Raw genomic sequence first — 22,726 nt, 5'->3', positions numbered from 1 at the left:
GTCGGCCCTGGGTCGGGAAAGCCGGCCTTTTTGCCGCTTGAGTTCATGGACTCGTCCCTAGCATGACTGCACGGGAGTCCTCCGCCACGGCATTGAACTCGGGTTTTCCCGAGCTCAGCCGGGTCGGAGCGGCCCCGGATTTCGGATTTTTCGTGTCCCGGACACGTCGGGTGAGTCGCTCGACGCGCCCGGGCGCAGGCTCGGATCAGAACAACGCCTTCAGTTCCGGAGGCGGGTCAGCAATGGCCCAGGGCCGCCCTGTCGCAAGACATGGCGGCCATCAGTACAGGTGAGAAAACATGTCAACCGTCATCCCTGGCATTTCGCCCTCAGTCATCCCGTCGTTGTCCACGACGACGATCCGAGGCTGGACGACTGAGGACTACGCCGCTCTCAGCAGCGACCAGCTGATTGCGCTCACCACACTGCAAGCGTCGGTCATCCTCTCCAGCAGCCTGGCGGTGCTGAAGAGCGACCAGATCCGCGCCTTCCAGACCGAAGACCTGCGCGCCCTGGCCACCAGCGCCATCGTCGGCTTCAGCTCAGACCAGATCCAGGCCCTCAAGACCGACCAGGTCCAGGCCCTCAGCACCGCGCAGATCGCCACGCTGTCCACCGTCCAGATCCAGGGCCTGACCAGTGCAGACATGGTGGCGCTGACGTCCACCCAGATCGCCGCCCTGACGTCCAACCAGCTCGGCAACCTGTCCACGGCCCAGGTTGCGGCCATCGAGACGGGGGACATCAAGTCCATCACCACCGCCGCGCTGCGCAATCTGACGTCCACCCAGCTGGACGCCTTCACCAGCGACCAACTGCGCTCGCTGTCCAGCAGCCAGATCAACTCGCTGACCACGGCCCAGGTCAACACCCTGGGCACGGCTGACCTGAACAGCCTGACCACCAGCCAGTTCGCCAACCTGTCGACGGCCCAGGCCCAGGCCCTGACGGCCACCCAGCTGGGCAATCTGTCGACCGACAACCTCAACGCCCTGGGCACGGCCCAGTTCTCGGTGCTGTCGTCCAGCCAGTTCGGCGCCCTGACCACGGGTCAGCTCGCGAAGCTGGAGACCGCCGACCTGCGCGCGGTCACCACCGCGGCGCTGAACGGCCTGTCCTCCGACCAGGTCGGCGCCCTGGCCAGCGACGCCGTCGGCTCGATGGGCACGGCCCAGATCGCCGCGCTCGGCACGGCCCAGATCAAGGGCCTGACGACGGGCGACATGGTCGCCCTCACCTCGGCCCAGATCGCTTCGATCAACTCGGCCCAGGCCGGCGCCCTCTCCACGGCCCAGATCGCCGCCATCGAGACCGGCGACATCAAGTCGCTGACGACTGGCGCGCTGCGCAATCTGTCGTCCGACCAGCTCGACGCCTTCACCAGCGACCAACTGCGCTCGCTGTCCAGCGGCCAGATCAATTCGCTGACGACAGCCCAGGTCAACACCCTGGGCACGGCCGACCTCAACAGCCTGACCAGCAGCCAGTTCGCCAATCTGTCCACGGCCCAGGCCCAGGCCCTGACCAACACCCAGCTCGCCAACCTGGCGACGGACAACCTGAACGCGCTGGGCACGGCCCAGTTCGCGGCCCTGAACTCCGGCCAGTTCGGCGCGCTGACGACCGGCCAGCTCGGCAAGCTCGAGACTGCCGATCTGCGTGCCGTCACGACGGCGGCGTTGAATGGCCTGTCCTCCGACCAGATCGGTGCACTTGCGAGCGACGCCGTCGGTTCGATGACCACGGCCCAGGTGGCGTCGCTGGGCGCGACCCAGATCAAGGGCCTGACGACGGGCGACATGGTCGCCCTGACCTCGGCCCAGGTCGCCTCGCTGACCTCGACCCAGGCCGGCAATCTGTCGACCGCGCAACTCGCGGCCATCGAGACCGGTGACATCAAGTCGTTGACGACCGGCGCCCTGCGCAATCTGTCGTCCGACCAGCTCGACGCCTTCACCAGCGACCAGCTGCGCGCCCTGTCCAGCGGCCAGGTCAACAGCCTGACCACGGCCCAGATCAACACCCTGGGCACGGCCGACCTCAACAGCCTGAGCAGCGGCCAGTTCGCCAACCTGTCCTCGGGCCAGGTCCAGGCCCTGACCAACAGCCAGCTCGCCAATCTGGCGACCGACAACCTCAACGCCCTGGGCACGGCCCAGTTCGCGGCCCTGAACTCCGGCCAGTTCGGCGCCCTGACGACCGGCCAGCTCGGCCATCTGGAAACCGCCGACCTGCGCGCCGTCACGACGGCGGCTCTGAACGGCCTGTCTTCCGACCAGATCGGCGCTCTCGCCAGCGACACCGTCGGTTCGATGACGACGGCCCAGATCGCTTCGCTCGGTACGGCCCAGATCAAGGGCCTGACCGCGGGCGACATGACCGCCCTGACCTCGGCCCAGGTGGCCGCGATCAACTCGACCCAGGCCGGCACCCTGTCGACCGCCCAGGTCGCCGCCATCGAGACCGCTGACATCAAGTCGCTGACGACCGGCGCCCTGCGCAATCTGTCGTCCGGCCAACTGGATGCCTTCACCAGCGACCAGCTGCGCGCCCTGAGCAGCAGCCAGATCAATTCGCTGACCACCAGCCAGATCAACACGCTCGGCACGGCCGACCTGAACAGCCTCAGCAGCGGCCAGTTCGCCAACCTGTCCTCGGGCCAGGTTCAGGCCCTGACCAACAGCCAGCTCGCCAACCTGGCGACGGACAACCTCAACGCCCTGGGCACGGCCCAGTTCGCCGCCCTGAACTCCGGCCAGTTCGGCGCCCTGACCACCGGTCAGCTCGGCCAACTGGAAACCGCCGACCTGCGTGCGGTGACGACCGCGGCCATCAATGGCCTGTCCTCGGACCAGATCGGCGCTCTCGCCAGCGACGCCGTCGGTTCGATGACCACGGCCCAGGTCGCTTCGCTGGGCTCGGCCCAGATCAAGGGCCTGACGACGGGTGACATGGTCGCCCTGACTTCGGCCCAGGTCGCGGCCATCAACTCGGCCCAGGCGGGCACCCTGTCCACCGCCCAGATCGCCGCCATCGAGACCGGCGACATCAAGTCGATCACGACGGGCGCCCTGCGCAACCTGTCGTCTGACCAACTGGACGCCTTCACCAGCGACCAGCTGCGCGCCCTGTCCAGCAGCCAGGTCAACTCGCTGACGACTGCCCAGATCAACACCCTGGGCACGGCCGACCTGAACAGCCTGACCAGCAGCCAGTTCGCCAACCTGTCTTCCGGCCAGGTCCAGGCCCTGACCAACACCCAGCTCGCCAACCTGGCGACGGACAACCTGAACGCGCTGGGCACGGCCCAGTTCGCGGCCCTGAATTCCAGCCAGTTCGGCGCGCTGACGACCGGCCAGCTCGGCCATCTCGAGACGGCCGACCTGCGCGCCGTTACGACGACGGCCCTGAACGGCCTGTCTTCCGATCAGATCGGCGCCCTCGCCAGCGACGCCGTCGGCTCGCTGATGACCGCCCAAGTGGCGGCTCTGGGCACGGCCCAGATCAAGGGCCTGACCACGGGTGACATGGTCGCCCTGACCTCCTCGCAGGTCGCGGCCATCAACTCGGCACAGGCCGGCACGCTGTCCACTGCTCAGATCGCCGCCATCGAAACGGCCGACATCAAGTCCATCACGACCGGTGCCCTGCGCAATCTGTCGTCCGACCAGCTCGACGCCTTCACCAGCGACCAGTTGCGCTCGCTCTCCAGCAGCCAGATCAACTCGCTGACGACCGCCCAGGTCAACACCCTCGGTACGGCCGACCTGAACAGCCTCAGCAGCGGCCAGTTCGCCAACCTGTCCTCGGGCCAGGTTCAGGCCCTGACCAACACCCAGCTTGCCAATCTGGCGACGGACAACCTCAATGCGCTGGGCACGGCCCAGTTTGCGGCGCTGAACTCCAGCCAGTTCGGCGCGCTGACCACCGGCCAGCTGGGCCATCTGGAAACCGCCGACCTCCGCTCTGTCACGACCGCCGCGCTGAATGGCCTGAACTCCGACCAGATCGGTGCTCTCGCCAGCGATGCCGTGGGCTCGATGACGACCGCGCAGATCGCCTCTCTCGGCTCGGCGCAGATCAAGGGCCTGACCACGGGCGACATGATCGCCCTGACCTCGGCCCAGGTCGCCGCGCTGACCTCGGCCCAGGTCGGCAGCCTGTCCACCGCCCAGATCGCTGCCATCGAGACGGCCGACATCAAGGCCCTGTCGACAGCCGCCCTGCGCAACTTCTCGACCGACCAGCTCGATGCCCTGACCAGCGACCAGCTGCGCGCCCTGTCCTCGGCCCAGCTCAATGCGCTGAGCACCAGCCCGCAGTTCGTCAATCTCGGCACCGCCGACCTCAACGTGCTGACGACGGGCCAGATCGCCAACCTGTCGACCGCACAGGTCCAGGCCCTGACCAACACCCAGCTCGCCAACCTGACGACGGACAACCTGAACGCCATGGGCTCGGCCCAGTTCGCGTCCCTGTCGTCTTCGCAGTTCGGCGCCCTGACGACCGGCCAGCTCGGCAAGCTCGAGACGGCCGACCTGCGTGCCGTCACGACGGCGGCGCTGAACGGACTGAATTCCGACCAGGTCGGCGCCCTCGCCAGCGATGCCGTGGGCTCGATGTCCACCGCGCAGATCGGCTCCCTGGGCACGGCCCAGATCAAGGGCCTGACCACGGGTGACATGGTCGCCCTGACCTCGGCCCAGGTCGCCGCCATCAACTCGGCCCAGGCGGGCACGCTGTCCACCGCCCAGATCGCCGCCATCGAGACCGGCGACATCAAGTCGCTGACAACCGGCGCCCTGCGCAATCTGTCGTCCGACCAACTGGACGCCTTCACCAGCGACCAGCTGCGCTCGCTCTCCAGCAGCCAGATCAATTCGCTGACCACAGGCCAGGTCAACACCCTGGGTACGGCTGACCTCAACAGCCTGACCAGCAGCCAGTTCTCCAACCTGTCCTCCGGTCAGGTCCAGGCCCTGACCAACACGCAGTTGGCCAACCTGGCGACCGACAACCTGAACGCCTTGGGCACGGCCCAGTTCGCGGCCCTGAATTCCAGCCAGCTCGGCGCCCTGACGACGGGCCAGCTTGGCCATCTCGAAACCGCTGATCTGCGCGCCGTCACGACGGCGGCGCTGAACGGCCTGAACTCCGACCAGATCGGCGCCCTCGCCAGCGACGCCGTCGGCTCGATGACGACCGCACAGGTCGGCTCGCTGGGCACGGCCCAGATCAAGGGCCTGACCACGGGTGACATGATCGCCCTGACCTCCTCGCAGGTCGCGGCCATCAACTCGGCACAAGCCGGCACCCTGTCCACCGCCCAGATCGCCGCCATCGAAACCGGCGACATCAAGTCCGTCACGACCGGCGCCCTGCGCAATCTGTCTTCCGATCAGCTCGACGCCTTCACCAGCGACCAGCTGCGCTCGCTCTCCAGCAGCCAGATCAACTCGCTGACGAGCAGCCAGGTCAACACCCTGGGCACGGCTGACCTGAACAGCCTGACGACCGGCCAGTTCGCCAACCTGTCCACCGGCCAGGTCCAGGCCCTGAACAACACCCAGCTCGCCAACCTGGCGAGCGACAACCTGAATGCCCTGGGCACCGCCCAGTTCGCCACGCTGAACTCCAGCCAGTTCGGTGCGCTGACGACCGGCCAGCTCGGCAAGCTCGAGACGGCCGATCTGCGTGCCGTCACCACCGCGGCGCTGAACGGCCTGAACTCCGACCAGATCGGCGCCCTCGCCAGCGACGCCGTCGGCTCCATGACGACGGCGCAAGTCGCGGCCCTGGGCACGGCCCAAATCAAGGGCCTGACGACGGGCGACATGGTCGCTCTGACCTCGGCCCAGGTCGCCGCCATCACGTCGACCCAGGCCGCGGCCCTGTCGACGGCCCAGATCGCCGCCATCGAGACGGCCGACATCAAGGCCCTGTCGACGGCCGCCCTGCGCAACCTGTCCACCGACCAGATCGACGCCCTGACCAGCGACCAGCTGCGCGCCCTGACATCGACCCAGCTGAATGCGCTGACTACCAGCCCGCAGCTCGTCAACCTGGGCACGGCCGACCTGAATGCACTGACCACCGGCCAGATCGCCAATCTGTCGACGGGACAGGTCCGTGCGCTGACCACCGATCAGCTCAGCAACCTGACGACGGACAACCTCAACGCCATGGGCACCGCCCAGTTCGCGGCGCTGGGCTCCGGCCAGTTCGGTTCGCTGACCACCAGCCAGCTCGGCAAGCTCGAGACGGCCGACCTGCGCGCCGTCACCACGGCCGCCCTGAACGGCCTGACCTCGACCCAGATCGGCGCCCTGGCCAGCGATGCCGTCGGCTCGCTGACGACGGCCCAGGTGGCTTCGCTGGGCACCGACCAGGTCAAGGGCCTGACGACCGGCGACATGATCGCCCTGACTTCCGGCCAGATCGCCGCGCTGAACTCCGTGCAAGCTGGCACGCTGTCGACGGCCCAGATCGCCGCCATCGAAACGGCCGACATCAAGTCCATCACGACCGGTGCCCTGCGCAATCTGTCCTCCGACCAGCTCGACGCCTTCACCAGCGACCAGTTGCGCTCCTTGTCCAGCGGCCAGATCAATTCGCTGACGACGGCCCAGGTCAACACCCTGGGCACGGCCGACCTCAACAGCCTGACCAGCAGCCAGTTTGCCAACCTGTCCTCGGGCCAGGTGCAGGCCCTGACCAACACCCAGTTGGCCAATCTGGCGACCGACAACCTGAACGCCCTCGGCACGTCGCAATTCGCGGCGCTGAACTCCAGCCAGTTCGGCGCGCTGACGACCGGCCAGCTCGGCCATCTGGAGACGGCCGACCTGCGCGCCGTGACCACAGCGGCCCTGAACGGCCTGAACTCCGACCAGATCGGCGCTCTCGCCAGTGACGCCGTCGGCTCGCTGACGACCTCTCAAGTGGCCTCGCTGGGCTCGGCCCAGATCAAGGGCCTGACGACGGGTGACATGGTCGCCATGACCTCGGCCCAGGTGGCCGCCATCAACTCGACCCAGGCCGGCACGCTGTCCACGGCCCAGATCGCCGCCATCGAGACGGCCGACATCAAGTCCATCTCGACCGCGGCCCTGCGCAATCTGTCGTCAGACCAGCTCGATGCCTTCACCAGCGACCAGCTGCGCGCCCTGAGCAGCAGCCAGATCAACTCGCTGACGACCGCCCAGATCAACACCCTGGGCACGGCCGACCTCAACAGCCTGACCAGCAGCCAGTTCGCCAACTTGTCTTCCGGCCAGGTCCAGGCCCTGACCAACACCCAGTTGGCCAATCTGGCGACCGACAACCTGAACGCGCTGGGCACAGCCCAGTTCGCCGCACTGAACTCCAGCCAGTTCGGCGCGCTGACCACTGGCCAGCTCGGCCACCTCGAGACCGCCGACCTGCGCGCCGTCACGACGACGGCTCTGAACGGCCTGTCTTCCGACCAGATCGGCTCGCTGGCCAGCGACGCGGTCGGCTCGATGACGACGGCACAGGTCGCGGCCCTCGGCTCGGCCCAGATCAAGGGCCTGACCACGGGTGACATGGTCGCCCTGACCTCCTCGCAGGTCGCCGCCATCAACTCGACCCAGGCTGCTGCCCTCTCCACCGGCCAGATCGCGGCCATCGAGACGGCCGACATCAAGTCGCTGTCCACCGCGGCCCTGCGCAATCTGTCGTCCGACCAGCTCGACGCCTTCACCAGCGACCAGCTGCGCTCGCTGTCCAGCAGCCAGATCAACTCGCTGACCACCGCCCAGATCAACACCCTGGGCACGGCCGACCTGAACAGCCTCACCAGCAGCCAGTTCTCCAACCTGTCCTCGGGCCAGGTCCAGGCGCTGAACACCGCCCAGCTCAGCAACCTGACGACGGACAACCTCAACGCCCTGGGCACCGCCCAGTTCGCAGCCCTGAACTCCAGCCAGTTCGGTTCGCTGACGACCGGCCAGCTCGGCCACCTGGAAACGGCCGACCTGCGCGCCGTCACGACCACCGCCCTGAACGGCCTGAACTCGACCCAGATCGGCGCCCTCGCCAGCGACGCTGTTGGCTCGCTGACGACGACGCAAGTCGCGTCCCTGGGCACGGACCAGGTCAAGGGTCTGACGACCGGCGACATGGTCGCCCTGACCTCGGGCCAGATCGCCGCCATCAACTCCGCCCAGGCCGGTGTGCTGTCCACCGCCCAGATCGCCGCCATCGAGACCGCCGACGTCAAGGCCATCTCCACCGGCGCCCTGCGCAACCTCTCCACCGACCAGCTCGACGCGCTGACCAGCGACCAACTGCGTTCGCTGACGTCCACTCAGCTCAACGCGCTGACGACCAGCCCGCAGGTGACCAGCCTGGGCACGGCCGATCTGAACGTGCTGACGACCGGCCAGATCGCCAATCTGTCGACGGCGCAGATCCGCGCGCTGACGACCGACCAGCTCGGCAACCTGTCGACCGACAACCTGAACGCCATGGGCTCGGCCCAGTTCGCCGTGCTGTCGTCCAGCCAGTTCGGAGCCCTGACCACGGCCCAGCTCAGCCACATGGAAACTGCCGATCTGCGCGCCGTGACCACGGCAGCGCTGAACGGCCTGTCCTCCGACCAGATCGGCGCCCTCGCCAGCGACGCCGTCGGCTCCATGACGACGGCCCAGATCGGCTCCCTGGGCACGGCCCAGATCAAGGGCCTGACGACCGGCGACATGATTGCGCTGACCTCCTCGCAGGTCGCCGCCATCAACTCGACCCAGGCCGCCGCCCTGTCGACGGCCCAGGTCGCCGCCATCGAGACGGCCGACATCAAGTCGATCGCGACCGGTGCCCTGCGCAATCTGTCGTCCGATCAGCTGGATGCCTTCACCAGCGACCAACTGCGCTCGCTGAGCAGCGGCCAGATCAATTCGCTGACGACAGCCCAAGTCAACACCCTGGGCACGGCGGATCTGAACAGCCTCACCAGCAGCCAGTTCTCCAACCTGTCCTCGGGCCAGGTCCAGGCGCTGAACACCGCCCAGCTCAGCAACCTGACGACGGACAACCTGAATGCCCTGGGCACCGCCCAGTTCGCGGCCCTGAACTCCAGCCAGTTCGGTTCGCTGACCACCGGCCAGTTGGGCAAGCTCGAGACGGCCGACCTGCGTGCCGTCACAACCGCCGCCCTGAATGGCCTGAACTCCACCCAGATCGGCGCCCTCGCCAGCGACGCCGTCGGCTCGCTGACGACCAACCAGGTCGCCTCGCTCGGTACCGACCAGGTCAAGGGTCTGACCACCGGTGACATGGTCGCCCTGACCTCGGGCCAGATCGCCGCCATCAACTCCAACCAGGCCGGTGTGCTGTCCACCGCCCAGATCGCCGCCATCGAGACCGCCGACGTCAAGGCCATCTCCACCGGCGCCCTGCGCAACCTCTCCACCGACCAGCTCGACGCGCTGACCAGCGACCAGCTGCGCGCCCTGAGCTCGACCCAGCTCAATGCGCTGACGACCAGCCCGCAGGTCAACAACCTGTCGACGTCCGACCTGAACGTGCTGACGACCGGCCAGATCGCCAATCTGTCGACTGCACAGATCCGCGCCCTGACGACCGACCAGCTGCATGGCCTGACGACCGACAACCTGAACGCCATGGGCTCGGCCCAGTTCGCGACCCTGTCGTCCAGCCAGTTCGGTGCGCTGACCACGGCCCAGCTGAGCAAGCTGGAGACGGCCGACCTGCGTGCGGTGAACACCGCGGCGCTGAACGGCCTGAGCTCCGACCAGGTCGGCGCCCTGGCCAGCGATGCCGTCGGCTCGCTCGCTACCGCCCAGGTGGCTGCGCTGGGCACGGCCCAGATCAAGGGCCTGACCACGGGCGACATGGTGGCCCTGACCTCTTCGCAGGTCGCCGCCATCAACTCGACCCAGGCCGCCGCCCTGTCCACCGCCCAGATCGCTGCCATCGAGACGGCCGACATCAAGTCGATCGCGACGGGCGCCCTGCGCAATCTGTCCTCCGACCAGCTCGACGCCTTCACCAGCGACCAGCTGCGCTCGCTGTCCAGCGGCCAGATCAATTCGCTGACGACCAGCCAGGTCAACACCCTGGGCACGGCCGACCTCAACAGCCTGACCAGCAGCCAGTTCGCCAACCTGTCCACGGCCCAGGTCCAGGCGCTGACCAGCACCCAGCTCGCCAATCTGGCGACCGACAACCTCAATGCCCTGGGCACCTCGCAGTTCGCGACGCTGAACTCCGGCCAGTTCAGCGGCCTCAGCACGGCCCAGCTGGCCAAGCTCGAGACCGCCGACCTGCGCGCCGTCACGACCGCGGCCCTCAGCGGCCTGTCGTCCGACCAGATCGGTGCCCTGGCCAGCGACGCCGTCGGCTCCATGACGACCGCCCAGATCGCCTCGCTGAGCGCCAACGCCATCAAGGGCCTGACGACCGGCGACATGGTGGCCCTGACCTCGGGCCAGGTTGCCGCGCTGAACTCCAGCCAGGTGGCCAGCCTGTCGACGGCCCAGATCGCGGCCATCGAGACGGCCGACATCAAGGCCCTGTCGACCGCTGCCCTGCGCAACTTCTCGACCGACCAGCTCGACGCCCTGACCAGTGACCAGCTGCGCGCCCTGTCTTCCGCCCAGCTGAATGCGCTGACGACGGCGCCGCAGGTGGTCAACCTGGGCACCGCCGACCTCAACGTGCTGACGACCGGCCAGATCGCCGGCCTGTCCACCGCCCAGGTCCAGGCCCTGACCAACACCCAGCTCAGCAGCCTGACGACGGACAACCTGAACGCGATGGGCTCGGCGCAGTTCGCGACGCTGAACTCCAGCCAGTTCGGTGCGCTGACGACCAACCAGCTCGCCAAGATGGAGACGGCCGACCTGCGCGCCGTCACCACTGCCGCGCTGAACGGCCTGAACTCCGACCAGGTCGGTGCGCTGGCCAGCGATGCCGTCGGCTCGATGTCGACGGCCCAGATCGCCTCCCTGGGTGCCAATGCCATCAAGGGCCTGACGACGGGCGACATGGTGGCCCTGACCTCGGCCCAGGTCGCCGCCATCAACTCAGCCCAAGCCGGCAGCCTGTCGACGGCCCAGCTCGCGGCCATCGAGACCGGTGACATCAAGTCGCTGACGACCGGTGCCCTGCGCAACCTGTCGTCCGACCAGCTCGACGCCTTCACCAGCGACCAGCTGCGCGCCCTGTCCAGCGGCCAGATCAACTCGCTGACGACGGCTCAGGTCAACACCCTGGGCACGGCCGACCTCAACAGCCTGAGCAGCGGCCAGTTCGCCAACCTGTCGACGGCCCAGGTCCAGGCGCTGAACAACACCCAGCTCGCCAACCTGGCGTCCGACAACCTGAACGCCCTGGGCAGCAGCCAGTTTGCTGCGCTGAACTCCAGCCAGTTCGGTGCGCTGACCACCGCCCAGCTCGGCAAGCTCGAGACCGCGGACCTGCGTGCCGTGACCACGGCCGCCCTGAACGGCCTGTCATCCGACCAGATCCATGCCCTGGCCAGCGACGCCGTCGGCGCCATGACCACGGCCCAGATCGCCGGTCTCGGCACGGCCCAGATCCAGGGCCTGACCACGGGCGACATGGTGGCCCTGACCTCGGGCCAGATCGCCGCCATCAACTCGACGCAGGCGGCCAGCCTGTCCACCGCCCAGCTGGCGGCCATCGAGACGGCCGACATGAAATCGCTGTCCACGGCGGCGCTGCGCAACCTGTCCACCGACCAGCTCGCCGCGCTGACCAGCGACCAGCTGCGCGCGCTGTCGTCGGCCCAGCTCAATGCGCTGACCACGGCGCCGCAGGTGGTCAACCTGTCGACGACCAGCCTGAACTCGCTGACGACCAGCCAGGTCGCCAACCTGTCCACGGCCCAGGTCCAGGCGCTGACCAGCACGCAGATCAGCAACCTGACGACCGACAGCCTCAACGCGATGAACTCGACGCAGTTCGGCGCCTTGCAGTCGAGCCAGTTCGGCGCACTGACCACCGGCCAGCTCAGCCACCTCGAGACCGCCGACCTGCGCGGCGTGACGACGGCGGCCCTGAATGCGCTGAGCTCCGACCAGATCGGCGCCCTGGCCAGCGATGCCGTCGGCACACTGACGACGGCACAGATCGGGTCCCTGGGCACCGCCCAGATCAAGGGCCTCAGCACCGGCGACATGGTGGCCCTGACCTCCTCGCAGGTCGCCGCGCTGAACTCGGCCCAGGCCGGCACGCTGTCCACGGCCCAGATCGCCGCCATCGAAACGGCCGACATCAAGTCGCTGTCCACGGCGGCCCTGCGCAACCTGTCGTCCGACCAGCTCGACGCCTTCACCAGCGACCAGCTGCGCGCCCTGTCCAGCAACCAGATCAACGGCCTGACGACGAGCCAGATCAACACCCTGGGCACGGCCGACCTGAACAGCCTCACCAGCGGCCAGTTCGGCAATCTGTCGTCCACCCAGGTCCAGGCGCTGACCAACAGCCAGCTCGCCAACCTGGCAACCGACAACCTGAATGCCCTGGGCACGGCGCAGTTCGCGGCGCTGAACTCCAGCCAGTTCGGTGCACTGACCACCGCCCAGCTCGGCAAGCTCGAAACGGCTGACCTGCGCGCGGTGTCCACCGCCGCGCTGAACGCGCTGAGTTCCGACCAGGTCGCGGCCCTGGCCAGCGACGCCGTCGGTTCCATGACGGCGACGCAGATCGGCGCTCTGGGCACGACGCAGATCCAGGGCCTGAGCACGGGCGACATGATCGCCTTGACCTCGACCCAGATCGCGGCCATCAACTCGGTCCAGGCGGATGTGCTGTCCACGGCCCAGATCGCCGCCATCGAGACCGCCGACATCAAGTCGCTGTCCACGGCGGCCCTGCGCACCCTCAGTTCCGACCAGCTCGACGCCTTCACCAGCGACCAGCTGCGCGCCCTGAGCAGCACGCAGATCAACAACCTGACGACGGACCAGATCCACACCCTGGGCACGGCCGACCTGAACAGCCTGAGCACCAGCCAGTTCGCCAATCTGTCGACCACCCAGGCGCAGGCGCTGAACACCAGCCAGCTCAGCCACCTCGCCACCGACAGCCTGAACGCCCTGGGCACCGGCCAGTTCGCCGCGCTGAACTCCGACCAGATCGGCTCGCTGACCACCGCCCAGGTCGGCAAGCTCGAGACGGCCGACCTGCGCGCCATCACGACGTCGGCCCTGGCCGGCCTGGACTCCGACCAGTTCGCGGCCATGTCGACCGACCACATCGCGGCCCTGACGACGGCCCAGGTGTTCTCGCTGTCCACCAGCCAGCTCGACGGCTTCTCGGCCGCCGACATGAAGGCCATGGACTCGGCGCAGATCTCCATGCTGTCGACGGCCCATGTGGCTTCGCTGTCCACCGACCAGATCGTCGCCATCGACGCCACCGACCTGGCCAAACTGTCCACGGCCTCGCTGCGTGCCATCACCGACACCCAGCTGGCCGCGCTGACGACCGACCAGCTGACCGGCCTGGGCGGCCGCGTCAACGTGCTGACGACCAGCCAGATCAACCACCTGGCCACCGACGACCTGAACTCCTTCACCGCCTCGCAGTTCTCGGTGATGAACTCGAGCCAGGTCCAGGCCTTCAGCACCGACCAGATGAAGGGTCTGGAGACCGACGACCTGCGCGCCCTGACCACGGCCAACTTCGCGGCCTTGAGCAATGCGCAGATCGACGCCATCACGACGGCTGCGTTTGCGACCCTGAAGGTGACCCAGATCACCGCGCTGACGACCGACCAGGCCGCCGCGCTGACGACCGACCAGGTCCATGCCCTCACGACCGACCAGGTCCATGGCCTGGAGACCCGCGACATCGCCGCGATGAGCATGAGCCAGCTCGACGCGCTGACCAATGCGGCCGTCGGCGAGATGAACGGCGCCCAGCTCGACGCCTACTTCTCCAAGACCCCGATCGTGCTGGACCTGGACGGCCATGGCATCAACACGCTGGCTGCCGCCCAGGGCGTCAACTTCGACCTGATCGGCACCGGCCACACCGACAAGGTGGGCTGGGTGGCCGGTGGCGACGGCCTGCTCGTCATGGACCGCAACCATGACGGCATCATCAACAACGGCAGCGAGCTGTTCGGCATGGGCACCATCCTGGCCAATGGCAAGCACGCCAAGGACGGCTATGCCGCCATGGCCGAGCAGGACAGCAACCACGACGGCAAGCTGGACAAGCTCGATGCCAACTGGAAGGAACTCAAGGTCTGGGTCGACGCCAACCACGACGGCAAGACCGACGCCGGCGAGCTGAAGACGCTGGACGAAGCGGGTGTGGCCTCCATCGACCTGAACGCCGCCAAGGGTTCGGGCAGCGACCACGGCAACCTCATCGGCCTGGTGTCCAGCTACACCAGCACCGACGGCGGCAAGCACGAAGTGGCCGACGTCTGGTTCAGCAAGGACGTGCAGCCGCAGAAGGCCGACGACGGCAAGGACGCCACGCTCAGCCTGCACGACGTGCTGGCGGCGCCGACCGCTCCGCTGCTCGGCGCCGAGCATGTCGACCTGGCCAAGGCCGCCGTGCCGCATCCGTCGGCCGACTCCCACCTGGCGGCCATCGACCGCAAGCTGGCCGAGGAAGACGAGCACCGTCGCAACAACGGCGGCAACTGGATCTGACCGCACTGATCTCCTGACGCCGGCTTGGGAAGCCGGCCCCGCGGGCCCTGGGGAGCGATCTCCAGGGCCCGCTCTCATTGCGGCCTGTCGCGAATGGCGGCATTTCGTCAAAGCCGCCGTGCAGCCTGTCGGCCGCAGCACGACCCCGCCTGAGGCGCTGAGAAGAATGCGCGCCGTTCCAGCCTCAGGGAGCGTTCATGAACAGCGTCAGCTCAGCCGGCCGCCCGGTCACCACCGCGGCCGGCCTCTGGTTTCTTGTCGCCGCCACCGGCCTGGCCATCTTCGCCAGCTATATCGGCATCAGCTATGGTCGCGCCGCCCTCGGTGGGCCGCCGGGCGAATCGCGCTGGGTGGCCGGCGACCTGCTGGGCAATGCCCTGCTCAGCGTGCATCTCGTTTTCGCGCTGTTGATGACAGCCATCGGCGTGCTGCAGCTCATCCCGCCGCTGCGCCGCCGCCTGCCGGCCCTGCACCGCAACCTGGGCCGCGTCTTCATGGTGGGCGCCGTGCTGGGCACCCTCAGCGGCTTCTACCTCGTCTGGGTCAAGGGCACGGTCGGCGGCTTTGTCATGCATGCCGCCATCAGCCTGAATGGCCTCTTCATCCTGGCGTTTGCCTGGCTGGCCTGGCGCGAGGCGCGGGCGCGGCGGTTCACAGAACACCGGCGCTGGGCGCTGCGCCTTTTCATGGCCGTCAACGGCGTCTGGTTCTTCCGCGTCGGCCTGATGCTGTGGTTGATGGTCTGGCGCGCGCCCGTGGGCTTCGATCCCAAGACCTTCACCGGCCCCTTTGTCTATGCGCTGAGCTTTGCGCAGTTCCTGCTGCCCCTGCTGGTGCTGGAGCTCTATCTGCGCGCCCGCGGCCGGGCCATGGTGCTGGCGCTGACGCTGGTGCTGCTCAGCCTGGCGACGGCCGGCGGCATCTTCGGCGCGACGATGGGAATGTGGCTGCCGAGGCTGGTCTAGGGCCGGTCGTTCAGCAGCTCTTCGCACTCGACCTGGGCCGCCGCGGCGGCCTGGGCAGAGATGCTCGACGCCGCCGCGGCCACGCGCTCACCCGCCTCGACAAAGGCGGCGGAGAATTGGCGCATCACATGGTCCACACCGCGCGGCGAGACCTCGCGCAGGTCACCCTCGAGGTACTGCCCGAAGCTCTGGGCCGACGAGATGATCTCGAAGGAGGGAAAGTACTCGACGTCGGCATGCGTGTCGGCAAACCGCCCGGCCACCGCGCGCAGCACGGCCTTGGAATAGCTGGATGCGACGATGACCGGATGGTGGGTGGCCGTGGCCACCAGCGGCACCGGCGACACGGTGACGATCCAGCGCAGGCCCGGGTTCACGCCGGCCACGAACTCGCGCACCCATTCCAGGTCGGCCAGGATCTCCGGGTACTCGAAGTTGACAAAGCCGTGCTGGTCGGCATCGAACTCGCCGGCCGCCGTGCCAGGGCAGACTGGGAAGACGACACCGCTGCCCTGCTGCACCCAGGCCTCGGTGAGGCCCAGGGTGAAGACGAAGACATCGCACTCGGTGAAGAGGCGGCGCACCTGGGTCAGATGCCAGGCGCGGTCGGCGCGCAGGTCGGCCAGCGAATCGTAGCCACCCGCCTGCACACGCGGGCGCAGGCCGTCGAAGAAGCGGCCCTTCTCGGTCAGCACCGGCGGGTCGCCCTCACGCAAGCCGAAGGCGAACTCGACGAGCTGGCGCAGCTGGCGCACCGTGTAGACATTGGCATAGCGGGCCGAGAACACGCCGTACTGCAGCTCACGCGCCCGTTCTGGTGTCATCCCCGCGGGTGCCTGCTCCACCACCCAATGGCTGAGGCCGAAGCTCTCCAGCCGCTTGGCCATGTGCTGGGCGAAGCAGGAGCCGGCCGTGGCGATCTTCAACGACGGCGTCAGCTTGAACTTGGTGCTCGGCTTGAAGTCGAGCTGGCCCCAGGCCTGGGCGCTGACGGTCTTGCGCCAGAAGGCCTGCGGTGGCAGGTGTTCATACGGATGGGGCATGCGCAAGCACCTCGCGGATCTGTTCGGCCAGGCCCTGGGCATACCACTCGTTGCCATGCAGGCAGCCGCGTGCGTGCTCGGCCTTCAAACCACCGGCCGGCGTCAGCGAAGCAGGCGGAGGAAGCAGGCTCAGGATGCCGTGGGCCGCGAGCTGCCGGTTCAGTTCCTGATACATCAACCCGTAGAAGCGCAGCCGCATCGCGAAGGGCTTGACGCCATGCTGGGCAAACAGCGGCCCGAAGCCCTCGGCATTGACGCGGATGTGGGCTTCGTCTTCGATGGGCGGCGGTGCCGGCAGATGCACGAGGCGGGCGCGCGGGAACTGCTGGCGCAGCGCCAGATGCGTCGTCAGCAGTGGCCGGGCCACGTCAGCGGCCCAGGCCAGCGCATCGGCGCGCGACATCCAGCGCCGGCCCGGCTCGAAGCCACCATCCTCGTCGAGGAAGTCGGCATGCGAAGGGTCGTCGACAAGCTGGGAGATGGCGAACTCCTGGCCGCGCATCAGCGAGAAGACGACCTCGGCCTCGGCGGGTATGGCGCCGAGGATCTCGGTCAGCTGGGGCGGGATGTAGAGGACGTTGTCCTTCAGCAGCGGCGGCGGGCCGCCCGCCGGCGTGTTGTAGAGGACGAAGTCGCCCCGCCAGCCCTCGACACCCAGCGGCAGTTCGGCCACCGCGGGGCGGCCGGTGTCCCAGACGAACTGGTAGGCGCCCGAGTCGACCGGGCCGACGTAGTGCTGGATCAGCCCGAAGAGGTGGGAGCTGCCGATGACGGCGAAGCGCCGCATGTTCAGCGCCCCGGCCAGGCCTGGGCCAGGCGATCGCCCAGCGCCAGCGAGGCGCGCAGCAGCGCCACATAGCGAGCACGGTGGTCGTCGCCTTCGGGCGCCGGCACTTCAGCGATGCCCAGGCAGCGGATCTGCTCGACGCGCACCTGCTGCGCCGGGGCGAAGTAATGGCCATGCTCGGGCGACGTCTGCACCAGGGTGAAACCAGCGGCAGCCATGGACTGCGGATCGAGGGCGGACTTGTGCACCGCACTCTCCAGGCAGGTGTATTCCTGCGCCGGCAGCGGCAGCGGATCACCCTCGGCCTCGGCGATCTCGCCGTGCAGCCAGGCGCGGTTGACGACGTCGCGGGGCACCGGCGTCGTGATGATGACGAAGCGCCCCACGCGGGCCAGCTCGCCGATGGCCGCCACCGACTGCTCGCCGTAGAGGTGTTCTAGGTTCTCCATCGACAGCGCCACGTCCCAGGACTGGTCGGCCGCGGGCAGTGCCGCGGAGTCGGCCGGCAGCATCTCGTCATAGATGCCCGAAGTCGCATGGAAGCGCACGGTGGCCGGCGACCAATCCACGCCGCCGACGCGTGCCAGCGCTTGCGGCAGTTGCTGGCGGATGCGGCGCATCTGGTCGCCCAGGCCGCAGCCCACGTCCAGCACCGACAGCGGCCGTCCATTGGCCTCGGCCAGCTTGCGCAGCCACAGGATGGGCACGTCGGACAGGTAGAGCGGCGAGGACTGGCCCGCGGTCACAAGGCGGTGGCGGTATTCGCGCATGTCAGACACCGGCAATGCGCCCGGCGTAGTCGAAGAGGCGGGCTGAAGTGTGGCCGGCGCTGCTGAAAGTGCCGGCCACGATCTCTTCGCAGCGCTGGATGAAGAGCTGCAGATTGCCGGCGAAGCGGCCCTGGTAGAGGTGGTAGACGGTCTGGTCGAAGACCGTACCTATGCCGTAGTAGCCGTAGTTGCCCAGCGGCCAGAGGCCCTCGCGCGGCTCGCGCTCAAAGCTGTCGGGGTAGAGGCAGCGAAAGCGCTGGCCGAGGATCTCCGCGGCGCGGGTGATCTCCTCGCCGACGTCCGAGCGCGGGTTGTGCACAAAGCTGGGCCGGCCCAGGCGTTCCCAGCAATTGCGCGTGATCAGGAAGAAGGCCGGCGCCGCGTAGACATGGGTGCGCGGCAGCAGGTGGTTGGCCACCTGGGCGATGCCGCAGAAGCTGTCGTTCTTGACCACATAGTCGATGCAGGCCTGCACCCTTTCCTTGGACAGGGGCACGCAGTCGGAATCGAAGAAGCCGATGACGTCGGCCGTGCTGGCGGCGGTGACGCGGTCCAGCCAGCTGCCGTGGGCGGTGTTCTCTTCGTAGTAGCGGACGTCGATGTCGAACTTGCTCATCACCGCGCGGTGGACGCGCATCTGATCGGGCGGCGTGTTGTCCCAGTACAGGGTGCTGAACTCGACCTTGCTCATGGGTGCACCCTTCGGCCTTCGGCCTGTCCCGCCAAGCGGGCGCGAGCTTGCTTGGGGCGGCCCGGCGCGGCGCTCATGCGGCAGCCTTCGTCGGTTGGCCGACAAAGGGCAGGCGCCCGCCGAACTTCTGGCGGATGGCGGCGTTCTCGCGCGTCAGCAGCTCGACGACCTTGGGCTGCAGGTCCTCGCGGGTGCGGTAGTCCACCGTGAAGGCGCCCGAGCAGCCGTAGTTGGGAAAGAGCTGGGACAGGGCCGCATAGAAGACCCGGTCCTGGCCCCAGCCGCCATGGAAATAACTCGCGACCTTGTGGGCCACCTCAGTCTTGAGCAGATAGCAGTTGGTGTCGACCAGCGGATAGGGCTTGGCCGAACCCCAGGGGCCGACGCTCTGGGACTCGTCGTCCATCAGCGGCTCGCCCGTGGGCGCGACAACGCGGCGCAGCGCGAAGCCCCAGTCCCAGCGGCCATCGGTCAGCGCCGCGGTCAGGTGGGCCAGGTGGTCAGGGTGGAAGCGGTTGTCCTGGTCGAGATAGGCAATCAGCTCGGTGTTGACCAGATGTGAGAAGGCCGCATAGACGCGGTGGCCGTAGAAGCCACCACCGCCCACATTGACCGGCAGGGTGATGACGTGGCAGCGCGACAGATCCATGCCGGCCGTCGCGGCCTGGAAGGCGGGCAGGAAGCCGGGACCGTCGATGACGATATAGGGCACCACCTCGGGCGCCGTCTGCGCAAGCACCGAGGCGATGGCCTCGCGCACAAGGGCATCTCCGGTCGTGGGGATGATGACGGCAATGGAAGCCACAGCCTCTCTCCAGGAAGTTGGCGGGATGTTACGAGCGCGGCCGCCGGCTCAATGTGTCGAACTGACCCGCATCTGTAGCGCAACATTGCTGCGTCGAGCCCGAGCACCGGGCTAGCATCGCCCGTCATGAGCGCGTCCACCGCCCCCTTCTTCTCCATCGTCATGGCCACGCACAACCGGCCGGCCACGCTGGCGCGGGCCATTGCCTCGCTGCGGGCCCAGACCTGCGCGGACTTCGAGATCCTGCTGGTGGCCGACGCGCTGGACGCCGAGACCGCCACCGTCGTCGCCCGCGACCTGGGCCCGACCGACAGTTTCCTGAAGCGCACCGGCGCATCAGGCCCGGCCGAGAGCCGCAACCGCGGCCTGGCGATGGCGCGCGGCGAATGGGTCATCTTCCTGGACGATGACGACACCTTCGAACCCCATCACCTCGCGACGCTGAAGCCGCATTGCGAGCGCGCCGACGCGCAACTGCTCTTCACCGACATCACGGTCGTCACCGAGGACCGCCAGCAGCCCGGCATCCCTGAACTGGGCCGCCAGACCACGCCCCTGGCGGCGGCCGACGTCAACACGCTGTGGGTCAAGAACTTCATTCCCCTGCACTGCCTGGCGTACCGGCGCAGCCTGCTGCAGGGGCTCACCTTCGACGCCCACCTGGCCTCGCAGGAGGACTGGGACTGGCTGCTCGGCGTCTGCTCGCGCGCCCTGCCCCGCCATGTCGCCGGCGGCGGCGCCGTCATGCACAAGGACTATGTGAACCCCGGTGCCCGCCGCGGCCAGCAGGAGGCGTCCAACAACACCACGGTGGTGCTGGACTTCCTGCATGTCTACCGCCGCTGGCCGGCTCCGACGACCGAGCTGAAGACCGCCCGGGCCGGCCTGCTCACCAGCGTGGGCCTGGCCTTGCCGGTGGAGTGGTTCTAGGCCGCCGCGCTCACAGTTTGGCTGCCGGCACGCTGGCCAGGGCCTCGTCCGGCGGGAACTCGGACACCAGATAGCGCGGCGGAAAGGCATCGACCTCGCGCAGGCGCTCGCCCGCCAGTTGGCGCGCGGTCTCCCACTCGAGGATCTTGACCTGGTGCCGGTCGCCGCCGGTGGGGTCGACGACCACCATGTTGACCAGATCGGTCTTGGGCAGCAGCGAAGTGATGCCCTTGGTCCAGGAACAGGCCGACAGCCAGGATCCGGGGCGCTCGACGACCTTGTAGCTCGCGACAAAGATGTCCTTGCCCTGCTTGGCATGCAGGGCCTGCAGCGCTTCCTTCTGCTCGCCATAAAGGGCGTGGGCGGCGACCTTCTGCAGCTCCCCCAGCTTGCTCGCCAGATGCGGGTCCGACGGCTGGTAGCTGGTCACACGCCGGTCCTGGTAGCGGAACATGGCCGCGGAAATCAGGCCGCCCTGCTCCTCGATCAACTGACGTGAGCAGCCCAGCATCCACAGCTGCGCCTCCAACGAGCTGGCGGATGCAACCAGGATGCCGGCGCGCCGCGACGGCACCATCATGATGAGATCGCCATCGATGCCGCACTGGCGCATGACCTCGGGCAGCAGGATTCGGGAGGCGTCGTAGCCGTCGGGCCAATCGCTCACCCGCGCACCGCTCTTGAGGGTGTGGAACTTGGGTTCGCTGAGGGCTCGCAGGTTGGCGATGGCGACCTTCAAGCCCTGCTGGAAGGAAATGCCCCAGGCGGCCAGGTGCTCGGGAGCAATGTGCTCGGTGCGCTCCGGCAGGTCATAGCCCAGCAGGACCACGGCGTCCTGGCTGAAGGGCATGGAGGCCAGATGGCCGTCGTAGGACGCACCTTCGATCTGGGCCCGCAGCCGCGGCACCTCCACATGCCATCGGCCGCGCAGCAGTGGACGCAGATGCGGCTTGGCCGCTTCGAAATCGGTCGGAATCTGCTGGCTCATCGGCCGCTCTCCCTGGTGCTGTAGGAATGAGGCGGCAGTCTAGGGGCACCAGCGGGCGACAAGCGCCGGGGTGCAGATTCACCGATCGGCGCCTGGCCTCACTCGGGTCTTGATGGCTCGAACGATTGGATGACCTCGATCAGACCCACGATCTCGTCGTTCAATGCCTCCAGGTCCTCGGCGGGCACCCACCACTCCGAATGACGGGCAGCGCCGACGACATGGATCGGGTAGCGATCCATGAAGCTCTTGCGCACCTGGAAGCGGGTCACATGGCCGACGCCGCTGCTGGGCATGTTCCAGTCGCGAGCGATCTCGACGGCGTAGGCCTCGTTGGTCACGGGATAGAAGATGGGCTGGTCGGGCAGGCGGGGCGGCCAACGGCGATAGCCGCTGCTGGCCACCAGCGCCAACTCCTGCGGCCCGGTGGGCCGGTACAGCGTGACGGTGTCGCTCATGGATCCACCTGAATGAACTCGACCGGAACGGCGTCCGTCAACCAAACGCTGTTCGCGGAGCAGCGGAACTGATGTCCTCGGGCGGACATCGCCCGAGCGTCGATGCGCAGGATCACCGGCTGGCCATAGCGCTGGCCGACGGCCGCCGCCGTCTGACGATCCTGCGTCAGATGCACATGGTGTCGCTCGCGTCGCTCCAGTCCACTCTTGAGGATGGACTCGATGAAGCGCAACGCGGTGCCATGGAACAGGACGTCTGGTGGCTCGACCGTGGGCAGGTCCAGGTCGATCTCGATGGAGTGCCCCTGGTTGGAGCGAATGCACAGGCCGTCCTCGCTGAAGGCAAAGCGCTGCTTGTCGCTGCCCGCGACGATTTCATCCAGCAGGTCGCGCGAGATCGGCCGACCGACAGCCGCGGCTTTCAGCAGCAGTTCGTCGACCAAGGTCCAACCGGCCTCGTCGAGGGTGATGCCGATGCGATGCGGTTCGTGTCTCAGCACCAGGCTGAGGAATTTGCTGACGCTGGTCAGCTGGGACTTGGAATTCATTTCGTTGATCTTTTCGTTTTCACCCATCGGCCAGTCGCGATTGGACTGACGGTAGGTCTTCGA

Annotated in this window: 11 protein-coding genes; 3 read left to right on the top strand and 8 right to left on the bottom strand. The window is 67.9% G+C overall.

The genetic code is table 11. The features are described 5' to 3' along the window. Nucleotides 1–299: 299 nt before the first annotated feature. Together ACS5PN_RS02190 and ACS5PN_RS02185 are read left to right on the top strand one after the other, a co-directional pair. Nucleotides 300–14,678, top strand: coding sequence for a hypothetical protein (locus ACS5PN_RS02190; RefSeq protein WP_439462309.1), 14,379 nt, complete (start codon nucleotides 300–302; stop codon nucleotides 14,676–14,678). Between the two features lie 197 nt (nucleotides 14,679–14,875). Further along, nucleotides 14,876–15,643: a DUF2306 domain-containing protein gene (locus ACS5PN_RS02185; protein WP_439462308.1), complete on the top strand. Its 768-nt coding sequence runs from the start codon at nucleotides 14,876–14,878 to the stop codon at nucleotides 15,641–15,643. Here ACS5PN_RS02185 and ACS5PN_RS02180 read toward each other — a convergent pair. The 5 genes from ACS5PN_RS02180 to ACS5PN_RS02160 all read right to left on the bottom strand — a co-directional run bounded on the left by ACS5PN_RS02180 (nucleotide 15,640) and on the right by ACS5PN_RS02160 (nucleotide 19,739). Then, entirely contained in the window at nucleotides 15,640–16,686 is a 1,047-nt protein-coding gene (locus ACS5PN_RS02180; protein ID WP_439462307.1) for a GSCFA domain-containing protein, read from the bottom strand. The two genes, ACS5PN_RS02185 and ACS5PN_RS02180, sit on opposite strands and share 4 nt — an antisense overlap. Next, nucleotides 16,670–17,473, bottom strand: coding sequence for a hypothetical protein (locus tag ACS5PN_RS02175; RefSeq protein WP_439462306.1), 804 nt, complete (start codon nucleotides 17,471–17,473; stop codon nucleotides 16,670–16,672). The genes ACS5PN_RS02180 and ACS5PN_RS02175 overlap by 17 nt, the downstream gene beginning before the upstream one ends. A 2-nt stretch (nucleotides 17,474–17,475) precedes the next feature. Continuing rightward, complete coding sequence (locus ACS5PN_RS02170; protein WP_439462305.1) at nucleotides 17,476–18,243, bottom strand: class I SAM-dependent methyltransferase; 768 nt, start codon at nucleotides 18,241–18,243, stop codon at nucleotides 17,476–17,478. A 1-nt stretch (nucleotide 18,244) separates the two neighbouring features. Next, nucleotides 18,245–18,934, bottom strand: coding sequence for a glycosyltransferase family A protein (locus tag ACS5PN_RS02165; RefSeq protein ID WP_439462304.1), 690 nt, complete (start codon nucleotides 18,932–18,934; stop codon nucleotides 18,245–18,247). 73 nt (nucleotides 18,935–19,007) lie between these two features. Next, on the bottom strand, nucleotides 19,008–19,739 hold the full coding sequence (locus tag ACS5PN_RS02160; protein WP_439462303.1) for a glycosyltransferase family 2 protein: 732 nt from the start codon (nucleotides 19,737–19,739) through the stop codon (nucleotides 19,008–19,010). A 126-nt stretch (nucleotides 19,740–19,865) separates the two neighbouring features. On the opposite strand from ACS5PN_RS02160, the gene ACS5PN_RS02155 reads away from it, so the two are divergent. Further along, nucleotides 19,866–20,669, top strand: a complete 804-nt coding sequence (locus tag ACS5PN_RS02155; protein ID WP_439462302.1) for a glycosyltransferase family 2 protein — start codon at nucleotides 19,866–19,868, stop codon at nucleotides 20,667–20,669. A 10-nt stretch (nucleotides 20,670–20,679) separates the two neighbouring features. On the opposite strand, the gene ACS5PN_RS02150 is transcribed toward ACS5PN_RS02155, so the two are convergent. The 3 genes from ACS5PN_RS02150 to ACS5PN_RS02140 all read right to left on the bottom strand — a co-directional run bounded on the left by ACS5PN_RS02150 (nucleotide 20,680) and on the right by ACS5PN_RS02140 (nucleotide 22,690). Then, nucleotides 20,680–21,657 (bottom strand): hypothetical protein, encoded by a 978-nt coding sequence (locus ACS5PN_RS02150; RefSeq protein ID WP_439462301.1) that lies wholly within the window; start codon nucleotides 21,655–21,657, stop codon nucleotides 20,680–20,682. Nucleotides 21,658–21,755: 98 nt separating this feature from the next. Further along, nucleotides 21,756–22,115: a hypothetical protein gene (locus ACS5PN_RS02145; protein WP_439462300.1), complete on the bottom strand. Its 360-nt coding sequence runs from the start codon at nucleotides 22,113–22,115 to the stop codon at nucleotides 21,756–21,758. Continuing rightward, nucleotides 22,112–22,690 carry an RNA 2'-phosphotransferase gene (locus ACS5PN_RS02140; RefSeq protein ID WP_439462299.1) on the bottom strand — a complete coding sequence of 193 codons (579 nt, stop codon included), beginning with the start codon at nucleotides 22,688–22,690 and terminating at the stop codon, nucleotides 22,112–22,114. The genes ACS5PN_RS02145 and ACS5PN_RS02140 overlap by 4 nt, the downstream gene beginning before the upstream one ends. Nucleotides 22,691–22,726 lie beyond the last annotated feature (36 nt).

It is taken from the genome of Roseateles sp. NT4 (assembly GCF_051857475.1).
GTDB lineage: Bacteria > Pseudomonadota > Gammaproteobacteria > Burkholderiales > Burkholderiaceae_C > Pelomonas.
The sequence above is the reverse complement of the archived record's forward strand: the minus strand, read 5'-3'. Positions and strand labels throughout refer to the sequence as shown.

Bases quoted from the DNA above. Each gene is read 5' to 3' on its own strand.
- ACS5PN_RS02190 (WP_439462309.1), top strand. From the start codon at position 300: ATGTCAACCGTCATCCCTGGCATTTCGCCCTCAGTCATCCCGTCGTTG.
- ACS5PN_RS02185 (WP_439462308.1), top strand. From the start codon at position 14,876: ATGAACAGCGTCAGCTCAGCCGGCCGCCCGGTCACCACCGCGGCCGGC.
- ACS5PN_RS02180 (WP_439462307.1), bottom strand. From the start codon at position 16,686: ATGCCCCATCCGTATGAACACCTGCCACCGCAGGCCTTCTGGCGCAAG.
- ACS5PN_RS02175 (WP_439462306.1), bottom strand. From the start codon at position 17,473: ATGCGGCGCTTCGCCGTCATCGGCAGCTCCCACCTCTTCGGGCTGATC.
- ACS5PN_RS02170 (WP_439462305.1), bottom strand. From the start codon at position 18,243: ATGCGCGAATACCGCCACCGCCTTGTGACCGCGGGCCAGTCCTCGCCG.
- ACS5PN_RS02165 (WP_439462304.1), bottom strand. From the start codon at position 18,934: ATGAGCAAGGTCGAGTTCAGCACCCTGTACTGGGACAACACGCCGCCC.
- ACS5PN_RS02155 (WP_439462302.1), top strand. From the start codon at position 19,866: ATGAGCGCGTCCACCGCCCCCTTCTTCTCCATCGTCATGGCCACGCAC.
- ACS5PN_RS02150 (WP_439462301.1), bottom strand. From the start codon at position 21,657: ATGAGCCAGCAGATTCCGACCGATTTCGAAGCGGCCAAGCCGCATCTG.
- ACS5PN_RS02145 (WP_439462300.1), bottom strand. From the start codon at position 22,115: ATGAGCGACACCGTCACGCTGTACCGGCCCACCGGGCCGCAGGAGTTG.
- ACS5PN_RS02140 (WP_439462299.1), bottom strand. From the start codon at position 22,690: ATGGGTGAAAACGAAAAGATCAACGAAATGAATTCCAAGTCCCAGCTG.